We start from the raw sequence: 17,082 nt of genomic DNA, 5'->3' as shown, positions 1-17,082 counted from the left end.
ATCAGATTAGCCGGAGTGTTGAATAAATTGGATAAAATCTTTGATAGGCATTGGCTTAGCAAAATAATAGCCTTGTAAACAATGAATATTGCGAGCTGTAAGATATTCAACTTGTTCAATGGTTTCGACACCTTCGGCTACAGTTGTCATCCCAAGCCTTGAGGCGAGATCCAACAAGTTTTCAACGATATGTGCAGACACTGAGTTTGTGCCTATCATGCGAATGAAACTTTGGTCGATTTTCAATACGTCAAACCGAAACTGATGCAAATACTTCAAACTCGAATGTCCAGTGCCAAAATCATCTATCGCTAACTGAATCTTGTTATCATGCAAAGCATTAAATAAGTTGCTAGCTTCCTGCGTATTTTCAATTAATTCTCGCTCTGTCAGCTCCAAGCATAATCGAACTTGATTGTGTGAGAAGGCGTTAAGAAACCTTAGGCTATCTGCCAAGAGATCAGAATTCACGCAGTGCTTAGCTGAGATATTAAATGATATTGTAAAACTATCGCTCAGTAACTTTTGATGAGGCGAAATCTGATCGCTCACCTGAGTCATAATTGATTGAGTCATTGGTATGATTAGGCCAGTCTCTTCCGCTAGAGGGATGAACAAATCAGGGCGGACAAGACCTTCTTGTGGGTCATCCCAACGCATTAATACTTCAGCACCGACAATCCTGTATTGGCGGTCAACGTAGGGCTGAATATAAGGGACAAACTCTTTGCTATGAATAGCTCGTTCTATCTTGTCCTTCATGGAATCGGGTTTTCCGGTAACCCAGTAGGTATACCAAGCGATTGCTGCGCAAAAGAGTATCAAAATAGCCATTGCGGTCTGCTTATGAGATACCATAAAGTCTAAATAGTCGTCATGTGATAACCATACACCCAAGGAGTATGGATAATGTTTGGAGTTGACTACTAAGGTGCTTTTTATCGGGCTTGTACTGACTTTACCTGTTTTATCTATCCAAGAATCGCCAATTTGTAAGTGAATCAATCTTTCTTGGCTAGTCAAGGTCAAAATATTTTTTAGGTAATAGCCAGCAACAGAAGAAGCAACGCTCACATTGCCATGAGTCATTACAAAACTAAGGGCAGGCTCCTTTGGATTGATAGGGGAGCTTGGTATAAGGACTAAAGAGTTATCAACCAGCCTATAATCGGGTAACGGAGAGTCAACTTTTCCAAGTAACGAACTGCAATATATTCGTCCATCTTTGATCAAAGTTATCATTCTAACATCGGGGATGATGACAACTAAGTCTCGAATATAAGGCAAAACCTCATCGCACTGCCCATGAGTAAACGGGTATGCTCTTTGAGCCGCAGCGTCCGCATTCCACAAAAGTCTATCAAGTAATACAATGCCAGATTGGAGCGAACGATTGGTTTCACGCTGTAGGCTGTCCTGTGCCAAAGCAAATAGAAGAATAGTACCAAGAACAACAGGTAGTAAGAATGCAAAAGAGGTAAGAACAAATCGTGTCAAAAGTGGGGCTGCCCTAAAGAAGTTGATCATTATCTCTTTCTCGATAATCAGTTAAGGCAATTATAGGCGTTGATTGTTTAGTATTATAAATATCAGTTGAAAATAGAACTAAATAAGTTGCTATTTACCCCCTACCCACATGTTGCATAGGCAGAAGATAAATAGCTTAAGTCACAGAAAAACAAGTCTAGAGTGAAAGTTAGGTAAAAACACCGTTAACCATGACGCTGCTTTAATTTGTTAATGACATCGTTCATTGAGAGGCCCTGATCCTGAAGTAATACCATAAGGTGATACACCAAATCTGCAGATTCACAGACCAACTCGGACTTGTCTCCCGATGTCGCAGCTAACGCGACCTCAACCCCTTCTTCACCCACTTTTTGCGAAATACGCTTAGTTCCTTTAGCGTAAAGGCTTGCCGTATAGGAAGATTCCGGATCGGCATTTTTTCTCGCTTCAAGCAAGCGCTCCAGTTGATTAAGCCATACCATTTGTGACTCTTCTTGAGGATCAATATCCCAACAAGTGGTGTTGCCTAAGTGACATGTAGGGCCAATAGGTTCAACTTTAACGAGCAGGGTGTCGTTATCACAATCTAAGGAAATATTAACCAGCTGTAACACATTGCCCGATGTCTCTCCTTTAGTCCAAAGGCGCTCCTTAGTTCGGGAGAAAAACGTTACCTTGCCTGTTTCGGCGGTTTTAGCCAACGCCTCCTGATTCATGTACCCCATCATAAGTACTTGGCTGGAACAAAAGTCCTGTATGATCGCGGGCACAAGTCCATCGACTTTACTCCAGTTGATTCGCTCGATTAGCAAGCTGGCTTCTTCCACTTTAAATGTCATAGCCGTACCTCAATACCCTGTTGTTTTAAATATTGTTTCAATTCACCAATATTAATCACTTGTTTATGGAAAACGGAGGCCGCTAACGCACCATCAACACTCGCTTCTAGATAGGCCTTAGCAAAGTGCTCCATTGTACCTGCCCCACCCGAGGCTATAAGTGGCACATTACACACCTGACGTACCATGTTGAGCTGCTCTATATCGTAACCATTTCGCACACCATCTTGGTTCATCATGTTAAGTACGATTTCGCCCGCACCTCGCTTTTGCACTTCTTGAACCCAATCACGAGTTTCCCACAACGTGGCCTTTGTGCGTTGTTCGTCACCGGTATACTGATAAACCTGATATCGACCTGAGGTTTTATCAAAATACGAGTCGATGCCGACCACGATGCACTGAACACCAAACTTATCCGCCAGTTCAGTAATCAATTCCGGCTTTGCTAGTGCGGGAGAGTTGATGGAAACTTTATCAGCACCAAACTCTAATATTCTCGAAGCATCTTGCGACGATTTAATACCACCAGCGACACAGAAAGGGATATCAATCACTTCAGCAACTCTCGCTACCCAGCTCTTATCCACTACACGGCCATCACTTGAAGCGGTGATATCGTAAAACACCAACTCGTCCGCTCCTTCTTCAGCGTATCGTTTTGCCAAAGGCACAATGTCGCCAATGATCTCATGGTTACGAAACTGAACACCTTTGACAACCTGCCCATCACGAACATCAAGACATGGGATTATTCGCTTTGCCAGCATGCAAATGCCTCCTCTGTTGTAAACTTACCATCAAGCAACGCACGACCAACAATCACGCCTGCCACACCACAGCCTTTCAAGGCTTCGATATCAGCAAGTGAACCTATTCCCCCTGAAGATTGAAACTGTACCTGCGGATACTGTTTACATAAATCAACATAAAGCTCAACGTTTGAGCCTTGCAAAGTGCCATCACGTGAAATATCGGTACACAGAACATGTTTTAAGCCCACTTTTAAGAAGTCTTCAATAAGCGCCTCAATGGTTACGCCAGAGTCTTCTTGCCAGCCGGAAACTGCTACCTTACGTACTCCATCTTGATCGATATTGATATCCAAAGCGAGAACGATTTTTTCAGCGCCATAGTTTTCCATCCAACCTTTTACCAGATCAGGTTGTTTAACTGCCGTCGAGCCAACAACAACTCGCTGCGCTCCTGCCTCTAGCAAATCCACGACATCTTGCTCGGTGCGAACACCGCCACCAATTTGAATATTTGCTGGAGTACTTGAAAGCAGCTTCGCAATCAAATCAAGCTGACGCGCAGCCGTATCTTTTGCGCCAGTCAGATCAACTAGGTGAAGCCAATTTGCACCCGCTTGGTGGTATAAGTTAAATTGTTCCACTGGATCCACTTTGTATTCGGTCACTCGACCATAATCACCTTGATAAAGGCGAACCACCTGTCCTTCGATTAAATCAAGAGCTGGAATAATCACAATCAATCCCTTTTATAGTTCTAAGAAGTTTTGGATAAGCTTTGCCCCTGCTTTCGAAGAGCGTTCAGGGTGAAACTGGACACCAAAATAGTTGCCGCTTTGCACCGCTGCTGAAAAAGGGCTGCCATAATCACTTTCAGCTATCGTGTCACTGCCGACTGGCATTGCAAAGCTGTGTACAAAGTAGAAATATTCCCCTTCTTCAATACCTTTAAATAAGGGATGACCTGTTTTAGCAGATACTGTATTCCAGCCCATATGAGGTAAAGGCAAATCGTCTGCCTCGAGCCGAATCACCTCGCTATCACAAAGTCCAAGACACTCAACAAACTCATCTGCTTTCTGGCCTTTTTCTTGAGAGGCCTTGGCCAAAAGTTGCATCCCTAAACAGATACCCAGAAGCGGCTTTTCGACTTGTTTAACCAAGCGGACAAGATCACGTTGTTGAAGGTTTTTCATCGCTTCACTTGCGGTGCCAACTCCGGGTAAAAACAATTTATCGGCCGATAACACAACCTGAGGATCACTTGAAATAGTCACTGGGTAACCCAGGCGTTCGATGGCAAACTTTACCGACGACACGTTGGCACAACCTGTATCGATAATAACCACTTTCTGTTCTTTCACTGCATGGTTCTCCTTCAAAGTACGCCTTTACTACTGGGTAACTCAGTACCTTCAACTTTAATCGCTTGGCGAACTGTGCGGCCAAAAGCTTTAAACAGACTTTCAACAATGTGGTGGTCGTTGTCGCCAGATGAAGAAAGATGTAGCGTACAAGCTAGTGTGTCTGTTAACGACCTGAAAAAGTGTCCAACCATTTCAGTAGATAAATCTCCTACTTGTTCACGGCTAAACTTCGCATCGAACTTCAAGTAAGGACGACCAGACAAGTCCAACGCGCATTGGGCCAAACACTCATCCATGGGTAAACTGAAGCCAAATCGACCAATACCACGTTTATCACCCAAGGCTTCTTTCAGTGCTTGTCCCAAAGCTAAAGCGGTATCTTCTACTGTGTGGTGATCGTCAATATGCAAATCACCATCGACTTTACACGCCATCTGAAACCCGCCGTGTGTCGCAATTTGATCCAGCATGTGATCAAAAAAGCCTAGTCCGGTTGAAATATCATTGCTTCCTTGCTGATCAAGGTTAACCGCAACTTTGATATCTGTTTCTTTAGTGGTGCGCACTACTTCTGCAACGCGTGCTTTGATAGTTAAGTCGTTGACAATCTGCTGCCAGCCCATTGTCTGTGGATTATATTGAATGCCTCTGATGGCCATATTTTCTGCTAATTGCAAATCCGTCTGACGATCACCAATAACAACTGAGTTCTGAAAATCAACCTTGCCTGCTCTGAGATACTCTTTAACAAGCCCTAGTTTGGGTTTGCGACACGAACAGTTGTCATGTTCAAAGTGTGGGCAAATCAGCACATCATCAAACTTTACCCCTTGAGATTCGAAGATGTCCATCATCATAGTATGTGGTCCATCGAAATCTTCTTGTGGGTAACTGTCTGTACCTAACCCATCTTGGTTGGTGACCATAACAAGACGATACCCCGCCTCTTGCAAGGACAATAAACTTGGAATGACAAAGGGCTCAAACTTGAGTTTGTCTAATCTATCTACCTGAAAATCAGTAGGTGGTTCTACTATCAAGGTTCCATCACGGTCGATAAAAAGGATTTTTTGTTGTTTGCTCACTCGAATTTCCTTATTGCAATTTTTAGCGCTCACCTTTAGTCAACGCACTTTATTTTTTCACTAACTATGAGTAGTAATTTCTTATAAAACCGAGCGTTTTTTCACACTCATCACGGTTACCAACACTGATACGCACACAGTTCTCAATCGGTGAATTGCGTAAAATAACACCTGTGTCCCATGCCGCTTTGAATAGGGCATCGCCATCTGGAAACTTAACCAATAAATAGTTACCCCAGCCTTCAAATACCTCTAGGCCCGAAATCATAGATAAGCCAACTTGCAAATAAGCGCGGTTGGCATTCAAATCCAGCACTTGGAATTTGGTTCGTGCTAAGCCCGCTTCAGACAGTGCTTGTGTGGCGATTTCGGAAACAGGAACTGGAACTGGGTATGGCGCAATGACTTTGAGCAGCACCTTGATTAGGTCTTGATTTGCTAGGGTAAATCCACAGCGCAGTCCTGCAAGAGCAAATGCCTTGGATAAAGTGCGCAAAATGGCCAGATTTGAGTATTGAGACAGCAAATCAACCGTTGAAGCTTCGGGACAAAAGTCAATGTAGGCCTCATCCATGACAACAATGGCACGCTCTTTAGTCATCTCAAGAAGTGCTACTATGTCTTCACGCTTAACTAAGTTCCCTGTCGGGTTGTTTGGAGAGCAAATAAAAATCAGTTTCACCTTGTCTAAGTTAGCTTCGATCTTGGTTAAATCGAGTTGCCAATCTGATGTCAACGGCACTATTTTTTGCTCAACTCCCATGGTTTCAGCACTGATTGAGTACATACCGTAAGTCGGTGGACAGTATAAAATCGCATCTTCTCTTGGCTCACAAAAAGCGCGCATTAGTAGCTCGATCCCTTCGTCGGCTCCACGAGTGGTAATGGTCTGCTCAGGCCTTACCCCAGCATAAGCGGCATAGGCAGAAATGAGCTCGTTAGGCTGGCACTCACTATAGCGATTAAGACGTGCAAAATCGGTTTTATATTCGTTATTGAATGGTGACTCGTTGGCATTGAGCCACACATCACCACTTCCCCCTATTCTGCGAGCAGACATATAGGGAGTAAGAGTTTGGATTTGTTTTCTTGCTAACTTTTCCATTGTGATTATCCTTTAGACTTCAATTTTTCGACTCGAATAGTCACTGCACGTTTATGAGCATCTAAGCCTTCCGCCTCTGCCATGGTTATCACAGTAGGGGCGAGATTTTTCAAGCCTTCAGCAGATAGCTCCTGTACTGTCATACGCTTAGAAAAGTCCGATAATCCAAGGCTCGAGTGCGTGCGGGTGTAACCATAAGTTGGAAGCACATGATTGGTTCCAGACGCATAGTCACCTGCTGATTCTGGGGACCAGTCACCAAGAAATATCGAACCCGCGTTATCAAGCAAAGGAAGAAGCTCGCGAGGATTTTTAGTCTGAACGATTAAATGCTCAGGACCGTAGTAATTGGATATTGATACAGCTTGGGTTAAAGACTCCGCGATAATCACTAGGCTAGACGCGAGCGCTTGTTCTGCAATTTCAGCACGAGGTAAATCTGTCAGTTGACGCCTAATTGCATCTGTAACTTGATCGGCAATAATTGGCGATGGTGTTACAAGCACTACCTGGGAATCGGGTCCATGTTCTGCCTGACTCAATAAGTCTGCCGCAACAAAGTCGGCTTCAGCACTTTCATCTGCAATAACAAGCACCTCTGAAGGCCCCGCTGGCATATCAATTGATGCTCCGCGAAAATCATTACTCACTTGACGTTTCGCTTCTGTCACATACGCATTACCCGGACCAAAAATTTTATCGACTTTTGAGACTGTCTCTGTACCGTATGCCATGGCCGCGATAGCTTGGCCACCACCCACATTGTAAACCTCATCAATACCACAGAGTTTAGCAACATAAAGGATCTCATCCGCAATCGGTGGTGGAGAGCAAAGCACCACTTTACGACAACCAGCAATCTTTGCTGGAACGCCCAGCATCAATACCGTTGAAGGTAATGGTGCGCTACCACCAGGTATGTACAGACCAACTTTCTGGATCGGGCGTGAAACTTGTTCGCACACTACTCCCGGTTGGGTTTCTACTTTAATTGGTTGTGGTTTTTGCGCGGTATGAAATTTGGAAATATTTGAGTAAGCCTGTTCAAGTGCTGCTTTCATTCGAGAGGATAAGCGTTGTGAGGCTTGTTCAATATCTTGAGAAGCGACTCGTATTGATTCAGGTTTAATACGGTCAAACTGTTCAGTAAGGGAAAATAACGCCTTATCACCGTCAGCCTTAACTTGCTCAATAACATTTGAAACAGCAGCGGTAATGCTCGCTCCATCGAGCATGGCAGGACGCTTCAAAATAGAATCTTGCTGTACTTGGCTTAAAGCTTCCCAGACAACGGTTTTCATTGCAACTACCCCATCATTTTTTCAATTGGCAGAACAAGGATTGAGCTGGCGCCCAGCTCTTTGAGCTGCTCCATCGTTTCCCAGAACAGGTTTTCCGTACTCACTAAGTGAATCGCAACTTTTTCTTTATCGGATGAGAGAGGAAGAACGGTTGGATCCTCAGCACCCGGAAGTAAGGCTTTTACCTGCTCTAACTGACCTACTGGTGCATGTAGCATGATATATTTTGATTCTTTAGCTTGTTGAACCCCTTGCATTCGCGTGAGAAGTTTTTCGATCAACGCTGTCTTATCTGCTTCAAAATCCCCCACACGCTGAATTAAAGTGGCTTTGGACTCAAAAATCACCTCTGCTTCCTTTAGTCCATTAGCTTCTAACGTTGCGCCTGTTGAGACAAGATCAGCAATCGCATCGGCTAAACCTGCTCGCGGTGCAACCTCGACCGATCCGGTTAACATGCAGGTGGAAAACGGAACACCTTGCTTATCCATATAGGCCTTAAGAAGTTGCGGGTAGGTGGTCGCAATACGCTTACCTGCCAGATCTTGAGGGCCGCTGTATTCTTCATCTTTATCGATTGCGATAGAGAGGCGGCAACCACCAAAATCTAGTCGGCGAAGTGGGATAAATTCACATGGTTCGCCAAGTGCTCGTCGATCTAAACGAACCTCCTCTAGTTCATTCTCACCAATAAAGCCAAGGTCTACGACACCATCCATAATTAAGCCGGGGATGTCATCATCACGAACAAGCAAAAGGTCGATTGGCATGTTCAAAGAGTGGACAACCAGACGCTCTCCCATGATATTGAACTTAACACCGCACTTTTTAAGTAGCTCTTGGCATTCTCTGCTCAAACGACCTTTTTTCTGAATCGCTATTCTCAAACGTTGTGTTGTCATTACTCGTTTCCCTGTATAAATCAAATCTTAAATCGTAAAAACCAAAAAACCCTCGGGAGTTATCTCCCGAGGGTTGAAATCTTGTGTTAGCGATTTATTCCTCCGGGAGCTTCTTGCCTCCCGGGTATGCGCACATCTCCCGAAAGACTAGTCTGGGTGATGATGGTGATGAATGTTCATTGTATAATTGCGCATACTTATATATTGTTCAGTTGGCTTGCTTAACAACCACCCTACCCAAGGATGATTTATTTTTCAACTAAAAATTAAAGATTTTTTGAATTTGTCTTATACAAATAAAAAGGGAGCATTTGCTCCCTTAAAAACTTTAAGTTCAATTATGCGTCTGGGCAACTCGCCATCTTAGTTTTAGACAAAGAAGACAGCAAAACACACACAGCAATAAAAGTCACAAAAGATGCCAAAAATGAAATGCCAATCGATGCTGTCATTCCAAGCGAAATGAAACCAACGCATGATACAGCAGCGACTGAAAGCGCATAGGGCAACTGTGTAGACACATGATCGATGTGATCACAACGCGCACCTGTTGATGACAATATCGTGGTATCAGATATCGGAGAGCAGTGATCACCAAAAACTGAACCAGCAAGCACAGCACTTAGCATAGGTAGCATTAAACCAATTTCTGTCGCAGCGGCCATATCACCAGCAATAGGTAACATGATACCAAAAGTGCCCCATGATGTTCCGGTTGAAAACGCCATAAGACCTGCGAGAAGGAAAAGAATAACAGGAAGCCAATGGACACCAATATTACCTTGTGCAAGAGTCGACAAATATTTACCGGTATTCATATCACCGATAATAGAGCCGATTGTCCAAGCGAATATTAGGATTAGGATCGCACCAAACATAGACTTAGCACCGATCCAAAGCGTACGAGAAATCTCACCTACGGCTATACCTTGCTTTATAACCGTGATTAATGCCAAAGCGAGTCCGACAAGACCACCATAAACCAGTGATGTTCCAACATCAGTATTTTCAAATGCACCAAGTAAAGTAAAAGGCTTACTATCAGCACTTAAAGACTGTCCTCCTGTGTAGAGCATAGATGCAACGGTCGCAGCGATAAGAAAAACAATAGGCAGAACTAGATCAGAGACTTTGCCCTTCTCACTTTGAGTGATATCGAGTTCTTCATTTATATCGTGAGCTTGTTGAGTGTCTTCTGCTTCTTGTTGCCCGAAACCACGACCTTGAGATGCCGCTATCTCATGTTTGCGCATTTTTCCGACATCAAGTCCAAACCAAGCAACGGCGAATACCATCAACAAAGCAAATACCGCATAAAAATTCATTGGAATCAAACGAACATATGCGCCTAAGGCGGAATATTCGGTAATCCCGTGTGAGACCAAGATACCACCTATAATCGTGATGATGTAAGCGCCCCAGCTTGATGCAGGCATAATCACACACATCGGAGCAGCGGTAGAGTCAAGAATATAAGCAAGTTTTGCTCGAGAAACGTAAAATCTATCTGTGACAGGACGAGATATAGCTCCAACTGCGAGGCTATTAAAGTAGTCATCAACAAAAATAAATACGCCTAAGAACGCAGCTAGTAGTTTTGAACCGCGTTTACTTTTGACTCTGGATTGAGCCCATTCAGCAAAAGCTAGAGTACCGCCAGATAAAGTCAGCAGTGCTGTCATCATACCCAGCAAGACTAGGAAGGCTAAAATACTCATATTCCAAGTATTTATACCGCCATCCTCAACGAATACGCTAGAAACTGTTGAGCCAACGTATCCTACTGTATTGCCAAGTGAATAGTCATTTAGAAGCGCTGCTCCTAAGATAATACCCACACCCAAAGATAAAAGGACGCGTCGAGTAATAATTGCCAAGCTCAGAGCCACTAGTGGTGGCAACAGCGATATCGGCGATGATGCAAAATCAATTAAATTCATGATCTTCAAAAACCAGTAATTAATGGTTAGAGATCTACTGCAGACTGATTGAAGGATTAATTCCAGAACAATAAGTGGCGGACGAAGCAAAAGATATTAGTTGACCTATCTTTAGCCCTACAGTAGCGCTCCATAGTGTTAAAAGTAATAGACTATGGCAGTGTTACCCCTTTCGGGTGCAACCCCAGCAAGCTCCTTTGATATGGAAACCCACTTCGGCAAAACAACCTTTCACGCTTGTTCATTGGCATCACCCCAACAAGCCCTACTTATTTGCCCTGCTCCTCTACCGCGATGATTGGGATTTGAAGCTAAAATTAGCAAAAAACCACGACAATTTAACAAAACCATCACAACGCATCGCTTCAGGTGCTCGCTATTGTACTTATCTAGGCCTTGATTTCAATAGAGTCAGCAAAATAACAAGTGTACCCAATATCAGGTTGTTAGTAAGTTTTTAATAGTTCATACATATTATTAATAGCTGCTATAATAACGAGCTGATTCATGTGATTAGAAAAACATCTTTGTTAATTATGCAATTAGTCTCTATTTCATATTTTTTCAGGCAAAGATATGAATAATAGAGTGTAAAAAAGTAATTTACTGAAAAATTCTTAGTGCAGTGATAACGATCATCAAACTGGGTAGCACTAAATAACATGTTTGTATAAATAAATATCACTCTATTATGAAACTTATTGGCAATAAGTATTGTCATAATCACAAAAGCTTCGATATTTTATGTAACAAATTTTAATCAGTTAATAAGAAAGGTCTCATTATTCTAATGTTAAGGCATTAAATAATAACTTTTTATAAGAATTTAACTATAAAATATTGTATTGCAGATAATACGGGTTTAATATTTATTCCATCGACTCCTTAATTAAGTGAGAAACTATATGTCGGAACTAACAAAAACTTTATTAAACATTCGTAGCCTACGTGCATTTGCTCGTGAGCTAACACTGGAACAGCTAGAAGAAGCCCTAGACAAACTATCAACTGTTGTCTCAGAGCGCAAAGAAGCAGAGGAAGCCGAGTTAGCGGAAAAAGCTGCACAAGAAGCTAAGCTAGCGGATATTGCTGAACAAATTAAACAGTTAGGGCTAGATAAAAACATGGTTATATCTGCATTAGCTGGAGAGTCTGCAGGTAAGCAGAAATCTAAGCGCGCACCGCGTCCTGCTAAATACAAGTATGTAGACAGTAACGGTGAGAAGAAAACTTGGACTGGCCAAGGTCGTACGCCTTCTGCAATTCAGGAAAAATTAGATGCTGGCAAATCTCTGGATGATTTCCTAATCTAATTACATATATAAATAAACTTTAAATATGTGATTTTATAATATAAAAAAGCCTCATTTGTATGAGGCTTTTTTATTGCCATCAATATGTTAGCGTTCCCAGTACGCTTCTTCTAAACTGTCTTCTCGCTCGGGTAATCCTCTCGATAAACGCGGAGAATGTTGTACTAGCACTTCATAACTAGCGCGATTAGAATATTTGCAAACCTGTGAAAATGACGAATAAGTCAAAAAAGTATGAGCATGCTTACTAGAATTAGGCACATTTTCTCTATGGTGTTTATTTGCTGCCATATCATGTAATAAAGCAGAAAGTGCAGCATCTCCTGCACCATTTGTATTCTTAATTTTCTCAGGCCCACCCATATAAGGTGATATATGAGAATAAACCTTAATTGGATTTTCACATGCTGCCTTTTCAGCTGGTCGACTAAATTCATAACGATTGAATTCAGCAATACTTCCAGGGAGCAAAGGAAGAGAGGTTTGACGTTTAGCTGCATCTTCTGTGTAACCAGCCATAAATAATCCGACCGGTCCCGCAGTACACAATACTAAATCGACCCATTCCAAAGCTTTATCGGAAGCAACAAGCGGATCAGACTCTCCGGTCAATGCTTCAGCTTCATCTTCATTCATGGCCACTACACTTACATGGTCTCGTAAAAACGCTTGCCAAAATATAGGATCATTCTGGATAACATATTTTGTCCCCAAGGTTAGTACAACCGGAACGTTATACTTTTTCGCATACTCAATAGCTTTCATTGTTGCATTCGGCATAGGATCGCCTTCTTTGCAACGAACTAAGTAAGATGTCAGCACTAATGCCGATGCATTTTTGAATATAGACTCAGGGATATTATTTGCATGAAGCTGATTCATCTGGCCTTCACTAATTGCGAAGGTCCTCTCACCATCATCTGAAATTAATGCAAAGCACCTTCCTATTGCACCATCAACACCCTGTAAATAGTTAAGGTCCATACGGCTAGAGGTATTACACAAATAGCGATAACCATAACTACCAATTTTAATATCCTGACTCATCACTCCCAAAAGTGTTGAGCGATCATCGGCAAGGACTGAATAATTATGAAGAGTATTACCTATGGTACCACCAGCGTACTCATTCGTAATTAAATTGTTTTCTTTCAACTCGTTATAGAGAGCTTCCGCTGTATCATCATCAATAACTAATGAGTGCCCTTTACTCAACTTATATCTATCAATAAGTTCCGAGTCCACTTTGGCTTCAATATCTACCAAAGTTTGATCAATACCAATAATGTGTGTACTCGATACCTTCTTACTTTGTTGAGACTGGCTAACCAGAGGATCACGTGTATGGACAGGAAAATAATGTTTAGATTTTCGTTGACCTGGGAACTTCATAGCAAATTTTTCTGAGTAAGGGATGAAAAAGGGTTTGGATTCTACCTTGCGCGATCAGATGCAGCAACCTTTCAATTGTAGCAAACGTTTGCATTATTAATAAAATAATAAATCACCGAATTCTACTGGCTTGCTTTGGCGAAAGTTAACGCTCCCCATGAACTATCAACTAAGAAATGAACGGTGTTTTCAACCGAGAAACTGTCACCCGCTAACGCTTTCTGTTAAGATTTGCCTCCAGTTAATTTGTGTGGTGTTTTGAAATGTCTCAGAACTATACTGACAACAGTAAAAAGAAAGTCATCGTGGGCATGTCTGGCGGTGTCGACTCATCCGTTTCCGCTTTTCTTCTCAAACAACAAGGCTATCAAGTAGAAGGCTTGTTCATGAAAAACTGGGAGGAAGATGATAACGAGGAATACTGTACAGCAGCCGAAGACTTAGCAGATGCGCAAGCGGTTTGTGACAAGTTGGGTATCTACCTACATAAAATTAACTTTGCTGCGGAATATTGGGACAATGTCTTTGAGTACTTTTTATCAGAATATAAAGCTGGACGTACTCCAAATCCTGACATCCTCTGCAACAAGGAAATAAAATTCAAAGCGTTTTTAGAATTTGCCGACGAGGTGCTTGATGCAGACTACATTGCAATGGGCCATTACGTGCGCCGGACGTTTTCAGACAATGTAGACGAAGTAAAAATGCTTCGTGGTTTAGACTCTAATAAAGATCAGAGCTATTTCCTATATACACTCAGCAATGAGCAAGTTGCTCGTAGCCTTTTTCCTGTTGGTGAATTAGAAAAGCCAGAAGTGCGAAGAATAGCAGAAGAGCAAGATCTCATTACCGCTAAGAAAAAAGATTCGACCGGTATTTGCTTTATTGGTGAGCGTAAGTTTACTGACTTTCTTTCACGTTATCTTCCAGCACAACCGGGAAAAATTGAAACTCCAGAGGGCAAGGTGATCGGTGAGCATCAAGGGCTTATGTATCACACTCTAGGTCAAAGAAAAGGCCTACATATAGGTGGGCAAAAAGGTGGCGGCGGTAATGAAGACCCTTGGTATGTCGCAGATAAAGACCTCAAGAGAAATGTACTGATTGCCGTGCAGGGTGCCGATCACCCTTTACTAAAGTCTCAAGGCTTAATTGCCTCACAACTGCATTGGGTCAATCGCAAAACAATCACAGAACCTTTCCAATGTTCCGTGAAAACACGTTATCGCCAAGCTGATATACCCTGCACCATTATTCCGGTTGATGACAACACCATTAAAGTCATATTTGATGATCCTCAAGTCGCTGTTACACCAGGCCAATCCGCTGTATTTTACCAAGGAGAAGCGTGCTTAGGTGGTGGCATTATTAAAGAACGTATTTAGGAGTACTGTCTGTGGCTAATGCACTTTATGACCAAACTATCGCTTTTGCCGGGATTTGCCAAGCTGTTGCTCTCGTTCAACAAGTAGCGAAAAACGGTCACTGTGACTCTGACGCATTTGAAGCATCGCTAAAAGCAATTCTAAACACCTCCCCAGCCAATACTGTGGGTGTTTTTGGTCGAGAGTCAAATTTAAAAATCGGGCTAGAATGCATTGTTAAAGGGATAGATAGTACCCCTTCGGGCAGTGAAGTTACTCGTTACATCATCAGTTTGATGGCACTTGAAAGGAAGCTAAGTGGACGTAAAGATGCGATGTCTCAACTGGGAGACCGAATCCAAATGATAGATAGGCAGCTTGATCATTTTGACTTATTAGATGAACAAATGCTGAGTAACCTCGCAAGTATCTATCTCGACGTTATCAGTCCAATAGGCCCAAGAATACAGGTAACAGGAACACCATCTGTACTACAGCAAATAAATAACCAGCACAAGGTCAGAGCTTTGTTACTTTCGGGTATTCGCAGTGCTGTTTTATGGCGCCAAGTAGGAGGCAAGAGGCGACACCTCATCTTTGGGCGAAAGAAAATGGTCGAACAAGCTCGAATCCTATTAGCAAGAATTTAAACATAATGGCCAACTTAGTTAGTTCAGAGTTGGCTGTTATATCCTAAAAACCACCACAGCAAACGTTTGCGCAATGTGCGTGACAATCGTGTAAGTTATTGGTATAAAGCTCACGACATTTAGACACTCAATTCAGGAGAACATCATGGAACTGTCAGCATTGACTGCTGTTTCACCAGTAGACGGCCGATACGGAAGCAAGACTATAGCTTTACGCGAGATTTTTAGTGAATATGGTCTACTTAAATACCGTACTATCGTCGAAATCCGTTGGTTACAAAAACTTGCAGCGACAGCCGAAATTGTAGAAGTCCCAGCTTTTAGTGCAGAAGCGAATCAGTTTTTAAACGAGCTTGCTGACAATTTCTCTGAGCAAGATGCACGTAGAATCAAAGAAATTGAGCGTACAACCAACCATGATGTCAAAGCGGTAGAGTATTTCCTGAAAGAAAAAGTTGCTGACATCCCTGAATTGCACGCTGTTAATGAATTTCTACATTTTGCTTGTACCTCTGAAGATATCAACAATACCTCTCATGCGCTAATGCTAAAAGAAGCGCGTGAGACTGTGATTCTGCCCGAAATACGCAACATCATTGATGCCATCAAAGCTCTTGCTGTTGAATATCGAGATATTCCACTGCTCTCTCGAACTCATGGTCAACCAGCGTCTCCATCAACTATGGGGAAGGAAATGGCCAATGTTGCGTACCGCATGGAGCGTCAGTATAAGCAAATTGCTAGTGTCGAAATTCTCGCAAAAATTAATGGTGCAGTAGGCAACTACAATGCCCATTTGTCCGCTTATCCAGAGTTAAACTGGCATCAGTTTTCTGAAGACTTCATCACTGAATCTCTGGGCGTGAGTTGGAATCCATACACAACTCAGATTGAGCCACACGATTACATCGCAGAATTGTTCGATGCCATTGCTCGATTCAATACCATATTGATTGATTTTGATAGAGATATTTGGGGTTATATTGCGCTGGGTCATTTCAAGCAAAAAACCATTGCGGGTGAGATTGGGTCTTCAACTATGCCTCATAAAGTCAACCCTATTGATTTTGAAAACTCAGAGGGTAACCTTGGTCTTGCTAATGCAGTGTTTGCACACTTAGCGCAGAAACTTCCAATCTCTCGCTGGCAGCGTGATCTAACGGACTCAACAGTCCTACGTAATTTAGGTGTTGGTGTCGGTTATGCAATCATTGCATATACGTCAACACTTAAAGGCATCAGCAAACTAGAAGTCAATCGTGATGCTCTTCTAGCAGAGCTCGATCAAAACTGGGAAGTGCTTGCAGAACCAGTTCAAACTGTTATGCGCCGCTATGGAATTGAAAAGCCTTATGAAAAACTAAAGGAACTCACTCGCGGTAAACGTGTTGATGGCGAAGCAATGAAACAGTTCATCGAAGGGCTAGCATTACCAGAACACGAGAAAGAACGTTTAAAACAAATGACGCCAGCTAATTACATAGGTCAAGCAATCGAGCTAACCGATAAGCTATAGAAAGCTTTCTCACTAACTAAAAAAGGACGGCTAGTTTGCCGTCCTTT

The 17,082-nt window shown here is 42.5% G+C and carries 15 protein-coding genes, 1 riboswitch and 1 other annotated feature; of the genes, 4 read left to right on the top strand and 11 right to left on the bottom strand.

The features are described 5' to 3' along the window. Nucleotides 1-6: 6 nt before the first annotated feature. The 10 genes from MHN79_RS01260 to MHN79_RS01215 all read right to left on the bottom strand — a co-directional run bounded on the left by MHN79_RS01260 (nt 7) and on the right by MHN79_RS01215 (nt 10,800). Nucleotides 7-1,527, bottom strand: a complete 1,521-nt coding sequence (locus tag MHN79_RS01260) for an EAL domain-containing protein (RefSeq protein WP_239171349.1) — start codon at nt 1,525-1,527, stop codon at nt 7-9. A 185-nt stretch (nt 1,528-1,712) separates the two neighbouring features. Then, entirely contained in the window at nt 1,713-2,348 is a 636-nt protein-coding gene (gene hisIE, locus MHN79_RS01255) for a bifunctional phosphoribosyl-AMP cyclohydrolase/phosphoribosyl-ATP diphosphatase HisIE (RefSeq protein WP_239171348.1), read from the bottom strand. Next, nucleotides 2,345-3,118: an imidazole glycerol phosphate synthase subunit HisF gene (gene hisF, locus MHN79_RS01250; protein WP_239171347.1), complete on the bottom strand. Its 774-nt coding sequence runs from the start codon at nt 3,116-3,118 to the stop codon at nt 2,345-2,347. The genes hisIE and hisF overlap by 4 nt, the downstream gene beginning before the upstream one ends. After that, on the bottom strand, nt 3,100-3,837 hold the full coding sequence (gene hisA / locus MHN79_RS01245) for a 1-(5-phosphoribosyl)-5-[(5-phosphoribosylamino)methylideneamino]imidazole-4-carboxamide isomerase (RefSeq protein ID WP_160926910.1): 738 nt from the start codon (nt 3,835-3,837) through the stop codon (nt 3,100-3,102). Before hisA ends, hisF begins: the two co-directional genes overlap by 19 nt. Nucleotides 3,838-3,849: 12 nt before the next feature. Next, nucleotides 3,850-4,464, bottom strand: a complete 615-nt coding sequence (gene hisH, locus MHN79_RS01240; RefSeq protein WP_239171346.1) for an imidazole glycerol phosphate synthase subunit HisH — start codon at nt 4,462-4,464, stop codon at nt 3,850-3,852. Nucleotides 4,465-4,478: 14 nt separating this feature from the next. Next, complete coding sequence (gene hisB, locus MHN79_RS01235) at nt 4,479-5,552, bottom strand: bifunctional histidinol-phosphatase/imidazoleglycerol-phosphate dehydratase HisB (RefSeq protein WP_239171345.1); 1,074 nt, start codon at nt 5,550-5,552, stop codon at nt 4,479-4,481. Nucleotides 5,553-5,616: 64 nt separating this feature from the next. Further along, the gene (hisC, locus tag MHN79_RS01230) at nt 5,617-6,657 is read right to left on the bottom strand and encodes a histidinol-phosphate transaminase (RefSeq protein ID WP_239171344.1); all 1,041 of its coding nucleotides are present in this window, start codon (nt 6,655-6,657) and stop codon (nt 5,617-5,619) included. 5 nt (nt 6,658-6,662) lie between these two features. Next, on the bottom strand, nt 6,663-7,958 hold the full coding sequence (gene hisD / locus MHN79_RS01225; RefSeq protein WP_239171343.1) for a histidinol dehydrogenase: 1,296 nt from the start codon (nt 7,956-7,958) through the stop codon (nt 6,663-6,665). 5 nt (nt 7,959-7,963) lie between these two features. Beyond that, the gene (hisG, locus tag MHN79_RS01220) at nt 7,964-8,860 is read right to left on the bottom strand and encodes an ATP phosphoribosyltransferase (protein WP_239171342.1); all 897 of its coding nucleotides are present in this window, start codon (nt 8,858-8,860) and stop codon (nt 7,964-7,966) included. 44 nt (nt 8,861-8,904) lie between these two features. After that, nucleotides 8,905-9,032: a sequence feature (His leader region), on the bottom strand. Nucleotides 9,033-9,198: 166 nt separating this feature from the next. Further along, nucleotides 9,199-10,800, bottom strand: a complete 1,602-nt coding sequence (locus MHN79_RS01215) for a Na+/H+ antiporter NhaC family protein (protein WP_239171341.1) — start codon at nt 10,798-10,800, stop codon at nt 9,199-9,201. Nucleotides 10,801-10,915: 115 nt separating this feature from the next. Next, a riboswitch (Lysine riboswitch) is annotated at nt 10,916-11,097 on the bottom strand. Nucleotides 11,098-11,705: 608 nt separating this feature from the next. On the opposite strand from MHN79_RS01215, the gene MHN79_RS01210 reads away from it, so the two are divergent. Further along, complete coding sequence (locus MHN79_RS01210) at nt 11,706-12,113, top strand: H-NS family nucleoid-associated regulatory protein (protein ID WP_152430190.1); 408 nt, start codon at nt 11,706-11,708, stop codon at nt 12,111-12,113. 87 nt (nt 12,114-12,200) lie between these two features. Here the strand turns inward: MHN79_RS01210 and MHN79_RS01205 are convergent, their stop codons facing one another. Then, nucleotides 12,201-13,505, bottom strand: a complete 1,305-nt coding sequence (locus MHN79_RS01205) for an inosine/guanosine kinase (protein WP_160926892.1) — start codon at nt 13,503-13,505, stop codon at nt 12,201-12,203. 263 nt (nt 13,506-13,768) lie between these two features. Here MHN79_RS01205 and mnmA point away from each other — a divergent pair, with 263 nt between their 5' ends. The 3 genes from mnmA to purB all read left to right on the top strand — a co-directional run bounded on the left by mnmA (nt 13,769) and on the right by purB (nt 17,035). After that, entirely contained in the window at nt 13,769-14,890 is a 1,122-nt protein-coding gene (gene mnmA, locus MHN79_RS01200; RefSeq protein WP_152430188.1) for a tRNA 2-thiouridine(34) synthase MnmA, read from the top strand. An 11-nt stretch (nt 14,891-14,901) separates the two neighbouring features. Beyond that, entirely contained in the window at nt 14,902-15,519 is a 618-nt protein-coding gene (gene hflD / locus MHN79_RS01195) for a high frequency lysogenization protein HflD (RefSeq protein WP_160926890.1), read from the top strand. A 145-nt stretch (nt 15,520-15,664) separates the two neighbouring features. Then, nucleotides 15,665-17,035 (top strand): adenylosuccinate lyase, encoded by a 1,371-nt coding sequence (gene purB, locus MHN79_RS01190; protein ID WP_239171340.1) that lies wholly within the window; start codon nt 15,665-15,667, stop codon nt 17,033-17,035. The last annotated feature ends 47 nt before the right edge of the window (nt 17,036-17,082 follow it).

It is taken from the genome of Vibrio sp. Of14-4 (assembly GCF_022347625.1).
GTDB lineage: Bacteria > Pseudomonadota > Gammaproteobacteria > Enterobacterales > Vibrionaceae > Vibrio > Vibrio pristinus.
Note: the sequence above shows the minus strand (reverse complement) of the source record. Positions and strands in the feature narration are given on the sequence as shown.